This window comes from Segatella salivae DSM 15606, assembly GCF_000185845.1.
Taxonomy (GTDB): Bacteria; Bacteroidota; Bacteroidia; order Bacteroidales; family Bacteroidaceae; genus Prevotella; species Prevotella salivae.
This window is the reverse complement of the sequence record NZ_GL629647.1, coordinates 356,866-374,833: the sequence shown is the minus strand read 5'-3', so window position 1 is coordinate 374,833 and position 17,968 is coordinate 356,866. Positions and strand designations below refer to the sequence as shown.

At 38.7% G+C, this 17,968-nt stretch carries 16 protein-coding genes; 12 read left to right on the top strand and 4 right to left on the bottom strand.

The window, feature by feature from the left end:
• Together HMPREF9420_RS01645 and HMPREF9420_RS01640 are read left to right on the top strand one after the other, a co-directional pair.
• On the top strand, window positions 1-385 hold a 385-nt coding region (locus HMPREF9420_RS01645), incomplete at its 5' end, for a DUF5932 domain-containing protein (protein ID WP_007133644.1).
• Window positions 375-983, top strand: coding sequence for an AbgT family transporter (locus tag HMPREF9420_RS01640; RefSeq protein WP_007133643.1), 609 nt, complete (start codon window positions 375-377; stop codon window positions 981-983). The genes HMPREF9420_RS01645 and HMPREF9420_RS01640, both read left to right, overlap by 11 nt.
• Window positions 984-1,155: 172 nt before the next feature.
• Here HMPREF9420_RS01640 and HMPREF9420_RS01635 read toward each other — a convergent pair whose 3' ends face one another.
• The 4 genes from HMPREF9420_RS01635 to HMPREF9420_RS01620 all read right to left on the bottom strand — a co-directional run bounded on the left by HMPREF9420_RS01635 (window position 1,156) and on the right by HMPREF9420_RS01620 (window position 6,807).
• Window positions 1,156-2,226, bottom strand: a complete 1,071-nt coding sequence (locus HMPREF9420_RS01635) for a GH25 family lysozyme (RefSeq protein ID WP_007133642.1) — start codon at window positions 2,224-2,226, stop codon at window positions 1,156-1,158.
• 62 nt (window positions 2,227-2,288) lie between these two features.
• Window positions 2,289-3,233: a hypothetical protein gene (locus HMPREF9420_RS01630; RefSeq protein WP_007133641.1), complete on the bottom strand. Its 945-nt coding sequence runs from the start codon at window positions 3,231-3,233 to the stop codon at window positions 2,289-2,291.
• A gap of 31 nt (window positions 3,234-3,264) precedes the next feature.
• On the bottom strand, window positions 3,265-3,873 hold the full coding sequence (locus HMPREF9420_RS01625) for a LolA-like putative outer membrane lipoprotein chaperone (RefSeq protein WP_007133640.1): 609 nt from the start codon (window positions 3,871-3,873) through the stop codon (window positions 3,265-3,267).
• A gap of 435 nt (window positions 3,874-4,308) precedes the next feature.
• The gene (locus tag HMPREF9420_RS01620; protein ID WP_007133639.1) at window positions 4,309-6,807 is read right to left on the bottom strand and encodes an FtsK/SpoIIIE family DNA translocase; all 2,499 of its coding nucleotides are present in this window, start codon (window positions 6,805-6,807) and stop codon (window positions 4,309-4,311) included.
• A gap of 106 nt (window positions 6,808-6,913) precedes the next feature.
• Between HMPREF9420_RS01620 and HMPREF9420_RS01615 the strand changes: the two genes are divergently transcribed.
• From HMPREF9420_RS01615 to HMPREF9420_RS14105, 10 genes are all read left to right on the top strand, one after another.
• Window positions 6,914-7,585 carry a 3'-5' exonuclease gene (locus HMPREF9420_RS01615; protein ID WP_007133638.1) on the top strand — a complete coding sequence of 224 codons (672 nt, stop codon included), beginning with the start codon at window positions 6,914-6,916 and terminating at the stop codon, window positions 7,583-7,585.
• Between the two features lie 60 nt (window positions 7,586-7,645).
• Window positions 7,646-8,827, top strand: coding sequence for a class I SAM-dependent rRNA methyltransferase (locus HMPREF9420_RS01610; RefSeq protein WP_044078675.1), 1,182 nt, complete (start codon window positions 7,646-7,648; stop codon window positions 8,825-8,827).
• Window positions 8,817-10,163, top strand: coding sequence for a tRNA lysidine(34) synthetase TilS (tilS, locus tag HMPREF9420_RS01605; RefSeq protein ID WP_007133636.1), 1,347 nt, complete (start codon window positions 8,817-8,819; stop codon window positions 10,161-10,163). Before HMPREF9420_RS01610 ends, tilS begins: the two co-directional genes overlap by 11 nt.
• 88 nt (window positions 10,164-10,251) lie before the next feature.
• On the top strand, window positions 10,252-11,145 hold the full coding sequence (gene mazG / locus HMPREF9420_RS01600; RefSeq protein ID WP_044078674.1) for a nucleoside triphosphate pyrophosphohydrolase: 894 nt from the start codon (window positions 10,252-10,254) through the stop codon (window positions 11,143-11,145).
• 10 nt (window positions 11,146-11,155) lie between these two features.
• Window positions 11,156-11,716, top strand: coding sequence for a lipocalin-like domain-containing protein (locus HMPREF9420_RS01595; RefSeq protein WP_007133634.1), 561 nt, complete (start codon window positions 11,156-11,158; stop codon window positions 11,714-11,716).
• Window positions 11,717-11,787: 71 nt separating this feature from the next.
• Complete coding sequence (locus HMPREF9420_RS01590) at window positions 11,788-12,702, top strand: ribonuclease Z (RefSeq protein ID WP_007133633.1); 915 nt, start codon at window positions 11,788-11,790, stop codon at window positions 12,700-12,702.
• 197 nt (window positions 12,703-12,899) lie between these two features.
• Window positions 12,900-14,339 (top strand): 23S rRNA (uracil(1939)-C(5))-methyltransferase RlmD, encoded by a 1,440-nt coding sequence (rlmD, locus tag HMPREF9420_RS01585; RefSeq protein WP_007133632.1) that lies wholly within the window; start codon window positions 12,900-12,902, stop codon window positions 14,337-14,339.
• 29 nt (window positions 14,340-14,368) lie between these two features.
• Window positions 14,369-15,499, top strand: coding sequence for a porin (locus tag HMPREF9420_RS01580; protein WP_007133631.1), 1,131 nt, complete (start codon window positions 14,369-14,371; stop codon window positions 15,497-15,499).
• Between the two features lie 578 nt (window positions 15,500-16,077).
• Entirely contained in the window at window positions 16,078-17,562 is a 1,485-nt protein-coding gene (locus tag HMPREF9420_RS01575; protein WP_007133630.1) for a leucine-rich repeat domain-containing protein, read from the top strand.
• A gap of 11 nt (window positions 17,563-17,573) precedes the next feature.
• The gene (locus HMPREF9420_RS14105) at window positions 17,574-17,750 is read left to right on the top strand and encodes a hypothetical protein (protein WP_007133629.1); all 177 of its coding nucleotides are present in this window, start codon (window positions 17,574-17,576) and stop codon (window positions 17,748-17,750) included.
• Window positions 17,751-17,968 lie beyond the last annotated feature (218 nt).

Genomic DNA, 17,968 nt, shown 5'->3' with positions numbered 1-17,968 from the left:
TCTTACACGTGGGGATGTGTCGAGTGTAATGGATGGTAAGCGCCTTGTTTTTAATCAACCGATTCTTGAAAAGATTGTTTCGAGATTTGAAGAAAGCGTTAACAATCAGCTCATGAGACAGGAAGCACTTGTCAATTATGAGATAGATGAATACGATGAACGTTTCCTCCGACATCTTGCTTTAGGTTATACGAAAGAGCAAATCACTAATCTTCGTGGCATGCCTTTTGGTGTAAAGAGCTTAGAAAAGCGTCAAAACGAACTTATTCAAAAGCTGTTTCCCAATGGTAATGGAGGCGTTGGAATCAATGCAACACGCTTGGTTGTGAGAGCAATTGAACTTCGTATATTGGATATTGACAATCTAAAACCTGATGAAGAGTAAACAATTACAACGTCACCTGGGCGTCTTCATAATTATACTCGTTGTGGCTCAGCTCATGATTATACTATTGTCATGGTTGCTTTCAGCTGCATTGCCTGATTTATCAGTGCGTTCATTATTGAGTAGTGAAGGTATTCGTTGGTTTTTCGGTCAATTTTCAAGCAACATAGCAACTCCCCTTACTGCATGGTTGATAGTGGCTGTAATAGCTTATGGTTGTCTTTCATCATGTGGTATCTTAGAACTTAAACACCCATTGGACTTTCGTCAGCGAGTTGCCATACGTTTTGTTGTCTTTGAAATAGTTGTTTTTGTGGCCATCATCCTTTTACTTACGTTGATGCCTCATGCTGTTTTATTGAGTATTGATGGTGATATTTGCTCTGGAAGTCTTGCGAATAGCATTATACCTTACCTCTCTTTAGTTGTCTGTATGACGTCTATCACTTATGCATATTTATCAGGAAGATGCAACACAAAAGCTGAATTATTTGACATGTTGTGTCAAGGAAATCTACAACTATCCCCGCTCTTTATCATCTATGTATTGCTCACACAACTTGTTTACTCTGTTCTCTACGTCTTATCTGCCAGTTAGTATGATTCGACTTGTGGCTGAAGTGTTCATGATTTACAGGTTGATAGTAGAGAATAGGAGAGAGTTGTCTTGAAAACTAATGCTATAAAGTGTTATGCTGGCAAAGCATACGCGGTAATATTTATAAGTTGTTGGCAAAAGTAGCCAGTCTAAGACTTGTGTGGTTTAATATTTAATGATGACTACAGAAGCGCTCAAACTCGTCTTGGTAGCCATTAAACACATTGATATCTACCTTACCATGAATACCGCTTACACTACCATCAGGAGACAATTGCCAATAGATAAGTTTCACACCAGGCTTATATTCTCCATAACGAGATATCCAAATATGATAATTTCTCTTGATATCTGGAGCCTCAGGAAGGTATCGATTCACAAAAATCTGACTGATATATAGAACTGGTCTGCGACCTGTTGCACGCTCAACAATATGCAACCAGGTTCTAATAGCACTGAAAAGTTCTTTAGTTCCGCCCATTCTCATAATCTGAGCATGCGTAGGTTCCACATCTAATACAGGCGGAAAATCTCCCTTTTTTACATAAGAGTGTTCCAGAAAGTAACGTGCTTGTAGTGCAGCTGGTGTCAAAGTAGTAAAGAAATGATATGTACCAACTTTATAACCAGCGGCCTTAGCACTTTGATAGTCTTTCTTATAATAAGGATTAAGCAAGCTTTTCCCTTCAGTACTCTTTATATAAATAAAGCTGATTGGATAGTTAACACGTCCAATAACCTTCTTTTTGCTAAGCTTTCCCAAGCCGATAATTCTTAATTTCTTCCACTGAATAGCATATCTTTTCTTTCCATCAATATGCTGATATTTAGCGATATCTATACCATAAACACGCTCATTAGTATAATTAAGGCGTTCTCCTCGATAATGATTATGATGCCATTCACCCACTTTTAGTTCACTGTGAGCAGCCAATCTGATACCAAAGCCATTACGTTGTCCATTACTCCAGTTGCCTTCATAAAAGCCTCCATCTTTCGAATGATATGTACCATACCCATGAGGCTGTAGGTTTGAGTTGAACTTTCCTGTGTATCGATTGCCTAAAGTATCTATACGTGTGCCACGAATAAGCGTATCATTTTTCCATGTTCCTATATATATGTTCCCGATAGAATCACACATTCTCCCATCACCTTGGCGCTTTCCATGCACCAAACAACCCTGATAAACTAATCCATCTTTACGAACGATACCATAGTTCAAATGATTATCCTTTGTCATTTCTCCACATGAGACACAACAAATGATAGAAATGCATATAAAAAATATGTGTGTTATCCTTTTCAATTCTTTTCTTCTAAATGAATAAGTTTATCTATTTGTCTGCTATTATAATAGCCGTCTGATAGTTTAATGCCTGAAAATCTCCCTTTATGCATGTAGGTTGACACAAAAATCATACTTCCTGGATGTGCAAATTCAATAACACATGGCTGGCGGAATCGTGTCGTTACAGCCATACTTTCATTCATGTCGTCAATATTCCACGGAACTATTGTCATCGCATACGCATTGGAAGGGAACCTCGAATCTTTCGTTTTGAGAATTAAAATCTTATGGTTGGCATCTTCACGAATCACATTACAATGCGTCTTCTCAACCTTTCCTTCAGCGTTTTTATAACTAATGGTAAAGATATCTTTACGTAATAATCTTACCTTCTGACTTTTCTTCATTAATTGGAGTAGGGCAATCACCTTGTTCAAGGTGTCACATTGCAAATGAATATCATTTGCATAGCCAGCCACAATGTTATATCCCATATCTTGGACTCCATGTACACGCAGATAATAACGTAATTCGTTTTGTTGATGTTTTAGACTATTGAGTTGTCGCTTGCTTTTGTTTAATTGGTTTGAAACAAGTAGAATACCCTCTAATTTGTTTGCCATCACATGCGAACTGTCAGAAACTGCAGTGACAATTTCACCATTACATGAAGGATATAGCCATGTTTTATTCACCCAAAAGCCATCGGTAATCCACTTACTGGGCCTTACATCCCTCTCATTCCATGCTGCTCCTTCAAGTAAACTATCAGAATTTAGTGATGAAAAAAAGAGCTTATTGCCTTTCGTATCGCTGAGTTGATAGTAGCGTTGATGTTGAACTTGCACAAGAGCACGCTTTGCCTGTGTCGTGTCTGTAGGCCATAGACGATAGACAAACCATGCTATGACCAACAAACATAATACAAAGAAGCCGAGAAGTAAACGTTTTTTTCTCATCAATAAACGATAGAAACGGAACGAAAATGCCTTATCTTAAGTCGATAACTTCGGCTTTTGGAAATTCTTTTGCGTTGAAAGTAAACACTGCATCACTTTGATTCTTTGCCTTGAAATTAGTGATGTTGATTGTTGTCCAATTAGTTCCTTGACGCATTTTGACTTGTGAAGGGATATAATTCTTTCCAATCGTGATATAAAGTTCTTGTATACTACGTTTCTTATCTTGTGCAACCATGTGTATTTGATAAGTATTTCCTTGTTTCTTTGAAGTCAAACTATACCCTGATTTATATAGAGTTATAAACTTATAAGGGTTCATTTGTGCTTGCTTTGCCTCGTTGGGTGTGGTAACATTCACCTCGTTTGTTGCCTTCATGTAGGCCCACTGGGTCTTTCCGTTGAACCAAATAGTAGCTTGGGGAGTATGTGCATAGAACTTATTTCCTTTTATTGCAATTGTTCCATTGGTAGCGCCAAGTTTACTCCCACTAATAGAGAATCCGGCATAAGCACCACCATTACGTCCTACAATGGCTGCAGTTTTATCCAAAACTTTTAATGCTTCTTTTGCATTCTGTGCCATACAGCAAACAGATGCCAATACCATACATAAGAGAAGAATAATCTTTTTCATCATTACATCAGTTTATATTTGTCATGCAAAGGTATATAATTTATCTGAACTTCAATAAGTTCACTAAAAGATAAAACACACAAGATGTTAAAGGTATTAAAGAAAGATGATGAAAATAAAGGTTTGTGGCAAAGTTATGTATTCAGTTTGAAATTATGTAAAGATATAATAGCCTTTTATAAACGATAGAGATTGAAAAACAAAATAGGCGATTTCATCGAGTAAACTCAGTCATTTCATCCCACGAAAAGTCCCATTTCATCGTGTAAAATCAAGCAAAAGGAAAAATCGAAAGAAATACTATATAAATTAAGGTGTTATGATGAATAATGCAATTGATTTTGTTCCATGCATAAAAATGTCTGAGAAAAAAACAAATAGGGGCTGTTTAGCCCCTATTTTGTTTATATTTTAGAGTGTTATTATATTCTTATTGGTTTAGCTACGAAGTTGAAGCAGACGGCTGTTCAATTGATTTTCATCTTGGATGAGCACTTCACGAGGTTTACTTCCTTGTGCCGCACCAACAATACCAGCCTGTTCAAGTTGATCCATTAAACGTCCGGCACGGTTGTAACCAATGGAGAATCGTCGTTGAATCATACTCGTAGAACCCTGTTGAGAGAGTACTATTGCGTGGGCTGCCTCCTCAAAATACGGATCAAGGGATGACAAATCTGCACCTCCACTGCCTACACTTCCACCACTATTATCTTCAATTGGTTCAGGAAGTTCCATGGGTTCAACTGGTCCAGGTTCATCGGTGATATAGTCGTTAATACGTTCTATCTCAGGCGTATCAACGAAAGCACATTGTACACGTACAGGTTCGTTACCATTAAGGAATAGTAAGTCGCCTCGTCCTACAAGCTGATTGGCCCCAGAGCGGTCGAGAATCGTGCGTGAATCAATTTGAGAACTAACGCGGAAAGCCATTCTCCCAGGGAAGTTTGCCTTTATATTACCCGTAATAATCTTAGTCGTTGGGCGCTGTGTAGCAATGACCATGTGGATGCCTACAGCGCGGGCAAGCTGTGCAATACGTGCAATTGGAAGCTCAATCTCTTTACCTGCTGTCATGATAAGGTCGCCAAACTCATCAATAATGACTACAATGTAGGGCATATAATCATGTCCTTTCGTCAAATCAAGCTTGTGATTGACATACTTTGCATTGTATTCTTTGATATTCTTTGCCCCTGCAATTTTTAGAAGATCATAGCGACGATCCATCAGTGCACACAAACTGTTAAGTGTTCTGACCACTTTTGTGACATCGGTAATAATCGGTTCGTCATCATTTTCAGGCAAACAAGCCATGAAGTGGTCTGAAATCTTATGATATACGCTAAATTCTACTTTCTTAGGATCAACCAAAACAAACTTCAACTCATTCGGATGCTTTTTATAGAGCAATGAAGTAATGATGGCATTAAGGCCTACTGATTTACCTTGTCCTGTTGCTCCAGCTACCAATAAGTGAGGAATCTTTGCCAAATCTACCATAAAGACTTCGTTGGTTATAGTCTTTCCAAGTGCCAAGGGGAGTTCCATCTTTGTCTCTTTGAACTTCTTTGAGTTTAGAATACTTTCCATAGAGACAATCTGTGGATTCTTATTTGGGACCTCAATACCAATTGTTCCCTTACCAGGTATAGGTGCAATGATACGTATTCCCAATGCAGAGAGACTCAAAGCAATATCATCTTCAAGGTTACGTATCTTTGAAATGCGAACTCCTTCGGCTGGTGTAATTTCGTAAAGTGTAATGGTAGGGCCTACAGTAGCTTTGATTTCACGAATTGAAACACCGAAACTGTTGAGTACTTCTACAATGCGAGCATTGTTCGCTTTGATTTCTTCCATGTCGACTTTTGGCTTATCTCCATCATCATACTTCTTGAGAAGATCAAGTGTCGGCTTCTTATATTTAGTGAAAGGTTCAAGTGGATCAATCGGTGTACTTAGGATTTCTTCGACATTAACCACATCACTTCCAGCCTTCTCTTCATTCTTTGCAACTTCTACTGTGAGTTTATTGTCTTCGTCAGTTGTTGCTTCTTTCGGAGTGTCTGCTATGGGGGAGAGTGCTATGATAGGAGTATTTTCAACAGGGTTTATCGTTGGATTACTTGCTTCTTCGTAGTTTGTGAAGTCAACAATTGGGGCAGGAAGGTCTTCTGGTAGCCCCTCATCAATAAGCGATTCATCAGTAGTCACCTCTTCATTCTCTTCTTCTGACATTTCCTCTTGAGTTGATTCCTCAGATTGTGGCTCATGATTCGTGATGGTAAACCTTACCTTTGAGGTAAGATATTTCACGGGATTCATGGCCTTTCTAACTATTTCGATGGTTTCAGTTGTTAGATATGTCAAGAAGGCTAAAGCCGTAAAAAGAAGAATTCCGATTAAGCCTGGTGCACCAACAATGTTTTCTAATTGTTGGACACATAACAAACCATGCTCTCCTCCTGGGTTAAAGAAAAGGCCACCCATAATGGGTGTTAGGAACTTTGCAAACGCAATAGAACACCAAATCATTGTTAGCATCATGGAAAAGAACCATTTCCACAAGTTAACAGTATAGATTTTCATGAGCTTTACACCCACTAATACAACGAAAATAGGAATAAAGAAAGCTGGAATTCCAAAGTTAACGGCCATAAAGAAATAAGACATGATGGCACCGATAGAACCACAATAATTAGTGAAAATACGATTTGTATTCATCCATTCTCCAGGTCTTAAGCTCTCAAGTAGACTCTGATCAGCTTGTCCTGTGGAAAAGAATGAGACCATTGCAATAACAACAAAGATTGCAACCAGTAAGAGAATAACTCCTAAAAGAAAATCTGTTTTTTCGTTGCTGAATACATTACGAAAGCCAACTGCTTCTCCTATGTTCTTAGGTTTGCGGTTAGATTTTTTCTTAACCATGTCTTTTTTTCTATTGTATTTCCTGCAAAATTAACGTAAAATTCCGAGAAATAGCGTTCTTTTCATAACTTTTTTCTAAATTTGCAGATTGTATATACAATTAGAAATGAAGAAAACAATATATAGTAAGTTTGATAAGAAGTTGATAACAGAATTGCCAATAGCTCTATTTCCTGGTAGGATTATAACGATTATCAATGAAAATGATGCTGACAAAGCCGTTGATTATTTACTCTCTTGCGATATTTTGGGAGTAGATACTGAAACCCGTCCCATGTTCCGTAAAGGCGAACAACATAAGGTTGCATTGCTACAAGTCGCATCACGGGATACATGTTTCCTTTTCAGACTTAACGATATAGGTATTCCTCCATCTGTAATCAGGTTATTGGAAGATTGTACTGTGCCAAAGATTGGTTTATCTTGGCATGATGATCTTCTTTCACTTCATCGCCGAGTAGAATTTAACCCTGGGTATTTTGTAGATTTACAGGATATAGTTAAAGAAATAGGAATAAAAGATTTAAGTCTACAAAAGCTCTACGCAAATATATTTCATCAGAAGATTAGCAAGCGACAACGGCTTACAAACTGGGAAGCTGATGTGCTTTCTGACAAGCAAAAGCTCTATGCTGCAACGGATGCGTGGGCATGTATTAAATTATATGAAGAGATAAAATGGCTTTACAAGACCAAAGAATACACGCTTGTCGTTTCGTCGGAGCCTATGGATTCGGATGCGTCTCACAACGAAGAAGTAGTAGAAATCCATCGATGAAATCGTATCTTTCGGTTATTTCTTATATCAAATCACATTACATTGTCAACATTAATCAATATGTATAAATCAATATATCTAAAGAAAGGGAAAGAAGAATCTTTGAATCGTTTTCATCCTTGGATTTTTTCGGGTGCAATACGGCACATGGACGACGGAATAGAAGAGGGCGAAATCGTTAATGTATATACTTATTCCAATGACTTTATTGCAGTTGGTCATTACCAGATTGGTTCAATTACAGTGCGCGTATTATCGTTTTCTAATATTGAAATTAACCATGATTATTGGTGCAAACGATTGAATGCTGCATTTAAGATGCGCCAAAGTATAGGCATAGCAGATAGCCTTGATAATAATACTTATCGCTTAGTGCATGGTGAAGGAGACTTCCTTCCAGGATTAGTGATTGACTGTTATGGTGAGACTGCAGTCATGCAGGCACATAGTGTGGGCATGCATATGTGTAGAGAAGATATTTGTCGTGCTTTGATTGAAGTCATGGGGAGTCGAATAAAGCATGTATACTACAAGAGTGAGACAACACTTCCCTACAAAGCGGAACTGGGACAAGAGAATGGTTTCATATATGGTAAGACAGAGAATGATGTGGCATTAGAGAATGGTTTGAAGTTCCATGTAGACTGGTTGCGTGGACAAAAGACTGGTTTCTTTGTCGATCAACGAGAGAATAGAAGCCTTTTGGAGCACTATGCAAAAGGTAAAAGTGTTCTCAATATGTTTTGTTATACGGGCGGATTCTCGGTATATGCCATGAGAGGGCAAGCCAAATTAGTGCATTCAGTGGATAGTAGTGCAAAGGCAGTAGAATTGACTAATCGTAACATTGAACTCAATTTCCCTGGCGATACACGTCATGAAGCCTTTTGTGAAGATGCATTCAAATACTTGGCTAACCATGATGACAATTATGATTTAATTGTTCTTGACCCACCTGCTTTTGCTAAACATCGTTCCGCTTTACGCAAAGCGTTGTCTGGGTATACACGTCTTAACATGAATGGACTACAACATATCAAGCATGGAGGTATCTTGTTTACTTTCAGTTGCTCACAAGTTGTGTCAAAAGATAATTTCCGTAATGCAGTGTTTGCAGCTGCAGTACAGGTTGGTCGCAAGGTAAGAATTTTGCATCAGATACATCAACCCGCCGATCATCCAATCAATATTTATCACCCTGAAGGTGAGTATTTGAAAGGCTTAGTATTATATGTTGAGTAGTTTTGCTCAAAAAGTAAAAGCGTTTATAGCTGAAAATCAACTGCTTCAGCCTGAAAGTACCTATCTGTTAGCACTGAGTGGCGGATGTGATAGTGTAGCTCTGCTTCGTATTATGATAGAATTAAACTATCATGTTGCAGCGGTTCATTGTAACTTTCAACTTAGAAATGCCGAATCAAAGCGCGATGAAATGTTTTGTGAAGAACTCTGTCGGTCATTAAAAGTGCCATTTCATCGCGTTTATTTTGATACGAAAGCGTATGCAAGTTTGCATCATGTTAGTATTGAAATGGCTGCACGCGAATTACGTTATGATTATTTTGAAAAACTAAGAAAAGATATTTCAGCAGATGATATTCTTGTTGCTCATCACCAAGATGATAATATCGAGACTGCATTATTAAATTTAATACGTGGTACAGGTATTCAAGGCTTGTTGGGTATGAAGCCAAAGAATGGGCATATCATTCGTCCATTATTGTCTGTTTCACGTAAAGAGATAGAACAATATTTATCTTCTATTCATCAAGATTATGTCACTGACAGCAGTAATTTAGTTGCCGACGTGATGAGAAATAAAATTAGATTAGAAGTAATCCCTTTGCTTAAAACATTAAATCCCTCTGTATCAGACAATATATCTACAACAATTAAACACTTAAATGAGGCTTCAAATGTACTTAATTCTGCCTTAAAAGATGGGCAGAAGAGAGTTGTTTCAGTGTATAAACAAAATCAGATTGCGATTAACATCAAGGCTTTACAAAAAGAAGTTTCACCCGAATATATTTTATATTCTGTGTTATCTAACTACTCTTTTTCGTCTGCTCAGATTGAGAATATCGCTCAATCTCTCAATGCTTCTACAGGAAAAAGATGGTATTCAAAGACTCATGAGCTTGTAAAAGATAGGGAAACACTACTTATTGCTACACGTACTCAGCCAACAACAAAAGTGTTGCGAGTTCCTGAAGAAGGTTTATTCGTTTGGAATGAGCATATTAAATTCAAAATTAATTTAAGTGAGATTACCTCGTGTTTTGAGCCAAGTCGTGAGCCAAAACAAGTCACTTTAGACGGTGAAATCATAGCTTTTCCTTTAACGATTCGATGCATAAAACAGGGTGATCGATTTCAGCCTTTTGGTATGAAAGGCAGTAAACTTGTCAGCGATTTACTCACAAACCTCAAATATTCCATTATAGATAAGCAACAACAGCTTATAGTTGAAGATGCTCATGGGCATATTTTATGGGTTGTCGGCGTAAGAGTGGATCAACGCTTTGCTGTAACTAAGAAAACCAAGCGTATTTTGACACTTACAATTGTAACATAGATGAACGCGCAAAGGCATTTATAACTGCAATCAATAAATTCGTTATGATGAGGTTGTTTATATGCCATTTTTTGCTTATATTTGTAATATGAAACAACAAAAACATTCAAAAGAAGAAAAGCTTCAAGCGTTTGCACGCTTACTTGATGTACAAGAAAGACTCAGACGCGAGTGTCCTTGGGATAGAAAACAGACGAATGAAAGCCTTCGTCCGAATACTATTGAGGAGGTTTTTGAACTCTGTGATGCACTGATTAAGAATAATCATAAGGATATTTGCAAGGAGTTGGGAGACGTTTTAGAGCATATTGTCTTTTATGCTATGTTAGGTGAGGAATCTAACGATTTTGATATTGCAGATGTATGCAATTCCCAAGCTGACAAACTGATGTTTAGACATGATTTCATTGATTGGAATAAGGATGGTGATTGGACTGTAACCAATCCTGAAATGAAAATAAATACACAGGGACATGTCGTTTACAAAGATGAAGAAGTAAAAGAAAACATGTTGCAACCCCAAACAGCTTCAGAGGTATCGGCTACTTGGGAACAACGCAAACAGCAGGAAAGAGATGGTAATACGTCTGTACTTTCGGGTGTTCCACAATCATTGCCTGCACTAATAAAGGCCTACCGAATACAAGATAAGGTTCGAAATGTTGGGTTTGATTGGAAACATAAAGAAGATGTTTGGAAGAAAGTGCGTGAGGAATTGGATGAATTGGAGGTTGAACTTAAACGGGAAGATAAAGATAAGTCAACCAATGAATTGGGAGATTTCTTATTTAGCATCATTAATGCAGCACGATTATATCATCTAAATCCCGACAATGCATTGGAGCGAACGAATCAAAAGTTTATTCAACGATTTAATTATGTTGAACAAAAAGCAAAAGCAATGCATCGGCAGCTGAATGATTTATCGCTGGAGGATATGGATAAACTTTGGGAAGAAGCAAAGAAAAATATGAATCATTAAACAAAAAGATATGAAGAAACTATTTTATCTCGGTGTTATATTATTAGGAATGATGAGCGTTGTTGCATGCAAACACAAGCAGAGTTCCTCTAATTTGGAAATCAAAGACAGCCTAAATGATTCGTCGGTTACAGACACAACGCTTTATGGTTTGTGTGGTGAGGGAAGTTCTATGCATAACATTGAGCTAATCACTGATTTGGGAGATACGTTAGAATTCATGGCAATGGATGAGGGAAGTGACTCTGCAGTTATCCTTGGTGGACTCTTGGCAGGTGATCGCCTTGCTGTAATTGGTCATGAAGTAAATGGAGAACGTTATGCACAACGTGTGATAAACCTTACGACTTTACTTGGAAAGTGGACGAGTTTAGATAAGAACTTTGAAATACTTGAAGGTGGACAGATTAAGAATAATGTCAAAGCAGAAACTAATCCGTGGACTTCCTGGAAGATATGCAATGGAAAATTATTGCTGAACAAAGATACATTTGTGATTGACAACTTAGGAGCTGATTCGCTTTATCTTGAAAATAAAGATGGGATCTTTGCTTTCAAACGTTTAAAATAGCGCCAGCACACTATATATATTAAGGTGTAGTTAGAAGTCATTTCTATTTAACGAAAAATAAATCTCATATAATGGAGCCATTCAGAGTTCATATTCTTGGTTGTGGTTCAGCACTGCCAACCCTCAATCATCATGCGTCTTCACAGGTTGTTGAAGTCAGAGAAAAACTCTTTATGATTGATTGTGGGGAAGGAACTCAATTGCAACTACGCAAGAATAGAATCCGATTTACAAAGCTTCAAGCTGTGTTTATCTCACATTTACACGGCGATCATTGTTTTGGTTTGATAGGAATGATTAGTACTTTTGGAATGTTGGGACGCACAGCTCCTTTACATGTCTATGCGCATGAAGCCTTAGAGCCAATTCTGAAAAGTCAAATGGAATTCTTTTGCAATGGATTAGAGTTTGAAGTTGTATTCCATTCTGTCGACACTTTGAAGCATGCCGTTATCTATGAAGACCGGAGTATTACGGTTGAAACTATTCCACTGCAACATAGAATCCCCACATGCGGCTATCTTTTCAGAGAAAAACCCAAGCAGAGACACATTAATCGCGAAATGGTTAATTGCTTTGAGGTGCCAATAAGCCAGCTAAATAATCTCCGGGCAGGCATGGATTGGACAACGCCTGAAGGCAAATTGATTCCCAATGAACGTTTGACGACTCCACCAGATCCCTCAAGGGCGTATGCCTATTGCAGTGATACACGTTATATTCCAACGTTATATAAGTTGGTTGAAGGTGTTGACACACTTTATCATGAGAGCACTTATGCAGATGATAATGCTGCTCGTGCCAAACTCTATTGGCATTCAACAGCTCGCCAAGCAGCGATGGTTGCGCGTGAAGCTCATGTTGGTAAGCTGCTGTTAGGACATTTTAGTGCACGCTATGACAATGAAAAATGCCTACTTGATGAAGCAAAAGAGGTGTTTAAAAATAGCTTCTTAACGAATGAAGGGATGGTTTTTGATGTATAATAAGATTCTTCCTCCTGGTTTCACAGAACGAAATGGCATCCTAATGAAAACTATTCAACGCAAATAGAGACTCTTTCCATTGCACAAAATAAACATTATCAAATGCCTTTTACAGGCCTATTATGAAATTAAATCTATGTATTAACGGCATAATTCGTAATAATTTTACTAATTTTGCATGTAAATAAAACAAGAGAATGACGAGAAAGCATAAACCATTACCCCTTTTAGAGCATATTACAATAGAATCAGTTGCAGCCGAAGGTAAATGTATCTTCCATTACGATGATAAGGTTGTGTTCGTTCCTTTCTGTGTTCCTGGCGATGTTGTTGATGTACAAATCACCAAGAAGAAACATAGTTTCATGGAGGGAAGGGTAGAAAGGATAATCTCATATAGCAAGGTTCGCGAAACTCCTATGTGCGAACACTTTGGTATTTGCGGTGGATGTAAATGGCAGAATCTGCCATACGAGGAACAATTGAAAGCCAAACAGCAACAGGTTTTTGATCAGTTGACACGCATTGGTAAGGTTGAACTTCCACCTTTTCAGCCAATATTGGGAAGTGTAAAGACAAAAGAATACAGAAATAAACTTGAATTTGGATGTGCCAATAAACGTTGGTATACGAAAGAAGAGATAGCTGCTTTGCCTCCAAAAGAGGAAGGACAAGAAGGCAATCTGTCGGAAAGTGCAATAGGTTTTCATATTACTGGCGCCTTTGATAAAATCTATCCTATCAAGAAATGTTGGTTGATGGACGACTTGCACAACGAGATTCGCAATGAGATTAGTCGCTATGCAAAAGAGAATTCGATATCTTTTTATGATATTCGGGCACAACATGGACTGCTGAGAGACTTGATGATGCGCAATTCTAACACAGGGGAGTTCATGCTTTTAGTGCAATTCCATTACGACGAAGAAGGCGATGAACAAAAGGCTATGCAGCTACTTCAGCACATTGCAGACACCTTTCCTCAAATCACGAGCCTGATTTATGTTGACAATCAGAAAGGGAATGACACCTTCGGTGATTTGGAACTTACAACCTTTAAGGGCACTGACTTCATCTATGAGACGATGGAGGACTTGAAGTTTAAGGTTGGTCCGAAAAGCTTTTATCAGACAAACACAGACCAAGCCTATCATCTTTATTGTGTAGCACGTTCGTTTGCCCAGCTCACTGGTGGCGAGTTAGTTTATGATCTTTATACAGGTACAGGAACGATTGCAAACTTTGTTGCACATCAAGCAAAGCAAGTAATCGGAATAGAATATGTTCCTGAGGCGATAGAAGATGCCAAAGAAAACAGCCATGTCAATGGAATTAACAATACGTTATTCTATGCCGGTGACATGAAAGATATTCTTACAGACGACTTTATCCAAGGACATGGTCAGCCTGATGTTATCATCACCGATCCACCTCGTGCCGGAATGCACGCCGATGTGGTTAAGGTGATTCTCAATGCATCACCAAAACGCATTGTCTATGTGAGCTGCAATCCTGCCACACAGGCACGCGACTTGCAATTGATGGATGCGGATTATAAAGTGGCAGCTGTTCAACCTGTTGATATGTTCCCTCATACGCCACACGTGGAAAACGTGGTTCTGTTGGAAAGAAGATAAACGAAATATTAAAATCTAATTCATGAGTTATGGTAAAAAAGAGTTTATGTATTGCACTACTCGCGCTAACAACGCTGTCAAGTAGTGCACAAAAGAAAGAATGGTTTAACAATGTGAAACTCTCTGGCTATGGAATGACACAATATCAATATTCCGACCAGAAAGGAAACAAGAGCAATTCGTTTAATCTGAGACTATTCCGTTTGGTCTTAGATGGTCGAATCTTAAACGACTTCTATTGGAAAGCACAAATCCAAGTCAATGGAAACACTTCTACTTTGGGAAGCAGTCCGCGACTTGTAGACTTGTTTGCTGAGTGGCAGAAGTATGATTATTTTAAGGTTAAAATCGGTGAGTTCAAACGCCCATTCACCTTTGATAATCCATTGCATCCTATCGACCAGGGCTTCATGGGGGTTGGACAAGTCATCTCAAAGTTATCTGGTTTCAGCGACAGAACAGGCGAACATCCGAGCAATGGCCGCGACTTAGGACTTCAAGTGCAAGGCGATTTCCTGAAAAATGCAGCTGGTCGCAATCTCTTGCACTATCAGATTGGCGTATTCAATGGCCAAGGCATCAATACGAAAGATGTTGATCAGCGCAAGGATATCATCGGAGGACTTTGGGTGATGCCTGTAGAAGGACTGCGCTTAGGTGTATTTGGCTGGGAAGGTTCATCTGCACGAAAGGGAAATTGGACTGATGCTGCTGGTGTCACCCACACGGGTGAGGTTCGTTCATTGCCAAAACATCGCTATGCGCTCAGTGGAGAATATAAATTCAATGATTGGACTTTGCGTTCTGAATACGTTCATTCCACAGGATATGCTTTTGCAAAGGCGCTTACAAATACCAATGCGCAAGATCCAAATTTCACAAATTGTGAGGTTAACACAGCTTTAGGCAATAAGGCTGATGGTTTTTATGGCTTGGTTATCGCCCCTGTAATTCAGAAGAAGGTTCATGTAAAAGCACGTTACGATTTATATCGGCCAACTGCAGAATGGAATAGGTCACGCACGCAGTATGAAGTGGGAGCAGACTATTACTTCCACAAAAACTTTCAAATCAACGTTGAATATGCGCGTATCAATGACCGCACCTTGGCAAAACATAATTATAATATGATTGATGTCGAGGTTGATTTTAGATTCTAATAGCGTCAAATCGCTAATTCATTAGAATATAACAGAATTGCCATAGGGGGACAAGAAATCCCACAATAACTATTGGCAATTCTGTTTTTTATATCTTTTATTATCGCTATCAGTGGGCATTAAATGCATATAAAACCATGGGTTTTGAATTTTATTTCTTTAATTTTTTGGTCAATTCGAAATAATATTCTACCTTTGCGCCAGTTTCTAAACAGATAAGAAGTTGAGATTAACAGAGAATCATATTATTTTGCAGCAATCTAATGCTCGTTTGAAGCGTGGATTTATGGCTCAAAAAAAGTGTGGCTTTTTTACAAAAAAGTCATCAAATTATTTGGTAGTTCCAAATAATTTGCTACTCTCTCTCTCTCTCTCTCTCTCTCTCATAGGCGCCACGCCAATAACTACACTTTAAAATTTTTTCTCCTACGCGCGCGTGAGGCGCAGCGTATCTCCCATAAACAAAGGGCTTTCCGAAGTTCCCTTTGTTCGCTTTTTTATGCCCTTTTGTGAAACTGAGCAAAAAGAAATAACAGCAATTTTAGTGCAAGTATTCAAAAAATTAAATAATTATCAAGATGAAAAGAATTTTATTGGTTTTTTACTGCTGTTTAATCACTTTCATTGGTTATGCGCAGCAACCTCCTGTAGATTTTTCAGCAACTACCGATGGGGGACAACTCTTTTACTATCATATCATCGATGCGACTAATCACTACGTTGAAGTTACTCAACCCTCACGTGACTATCCATACACTTATACATTTACAGGGCAGCATGTCACACTTCCTTCAACAGTAATAGATAGTAACACAGGAATTACTTATACCATAACAAAAATAGGCGACTATGGTCTTGAACATGCAAGCATGGCCTCTCTAACTTTGCCTGCAACAATAAAAACCTTAGGCGAATGGTCTCTTATGCGAACTACTTTAGGCACTTTAAATCTTCCTGAAGGATTAGAAACTATTGATCAAGGAGCTTTTTTTATTTCCAATGGACTTAAAACGCTAAAGATACCTTCTACCGTACGTAATTTTGGTGGAGCTTGTTTTTGTCAGATGGTTGACTTGGAAAAAATGGAAGGACTGAAAGAACTTAAATTAGAAAAGATTCCCGGCCAATTCTTCTTTTGCAACTATAAGCTAAAAATGTCTCTTGACTTTCTTCAAGATGTGAAAGAAATAGGGTTTTCGGCGTTTGGACAAACTCCTATCACTTCGGTTACGCTTCCTGCAAGTGTTGAGAAGATTCACTGGGATGCTTTTGGCTGCGATAATCTTACCAATGTTGTTATCGAAGCTACTACTCCCCCAACTCTTGACCAAGATTATACATTTGGCTCAAATGCTTCTCTAAAAATCTATGTCCCCACGGATGCTTCTGCTGCCTATAAAGTAGCAGCTTATTGGGTAAATTTAAAAAGTAAAATTTATGAGCAGGTGAATATCGGTCCTTCCGGCTACACCACTTTCTACCTCGAAAATGAGAATTTCAAAGTTCCTGATGGCTGTACCGCCTATATCATCACTGGCGTCACACCCAGCGGCAGCATCACCACTCCCGATAATGCCATTGTGAAAGCTTTCGGCGCAGGAAAAATCATACCTAAGCAGACGGGCTTCATCTTGCAAGGAACGCCAAACAGCACTATCGTTTATCAGGCTAATGTTACAGGCATCGAAGAAGACGTGACGGGCAATCTCCTTGTAGGTACAGCTACCGAACGAGAGATTAGTGGGGCTGGTTACAAATATTACGTTCTTTCAAACAGCGGCGACCAGGGCCTCGGCTTTTACAAGCAAGGCACTCGTGGAGGCGCTTCTATCAAGCTAAAAGCGCATCGCGCTGGTCTTCGACTGACGGAAAGTATAGCTCGTGCAAAAAGCTTTTTCATCGATTTTGATGCTGCTCGCGAAAATGCAAATGTTGCAGGCATCCGCAATATCGGACAAGAGGCAGAGGGCCGCGACAATGTTATCTACGACCTCCAAGGCCGTCGTGTGAAAAACCCAACGCATGGCATTTATATTATTAACGGAAAGAAAGTCATCAAATAATCGCATACAAAATGAAAAAGAAATATACAACGCCCCACATCGCAACTGCTCGGTTAATGACCACAGATAATATTGCTCAGTTTATCGTTAGTTCGCATGCTGTAGGTGAGGACCAAGGCCTTGCCAAGCGTGCCCCCTTCTTTGACGAAGAGGTGTCTGACAATAATCCATGGGATGAAGATAACTAAGATATAACAGAAAGTTCATATAATAAATTCTTCGTCGGTCGACTAAAGCTGAAAATAAAAACAAGCTGTTGTCGGCCGACGAAACATAAAACCGCGCTTCTGCACACTGCAGAAAGACCAAAAAGAGATTTTTCATGCTTCTGCACACTGCAGAAAGACCAAAAAGAAGATTTTCATGCTTCTGCACACTGCAGAAAGGCCAAAAAGAAGTTTTTCAC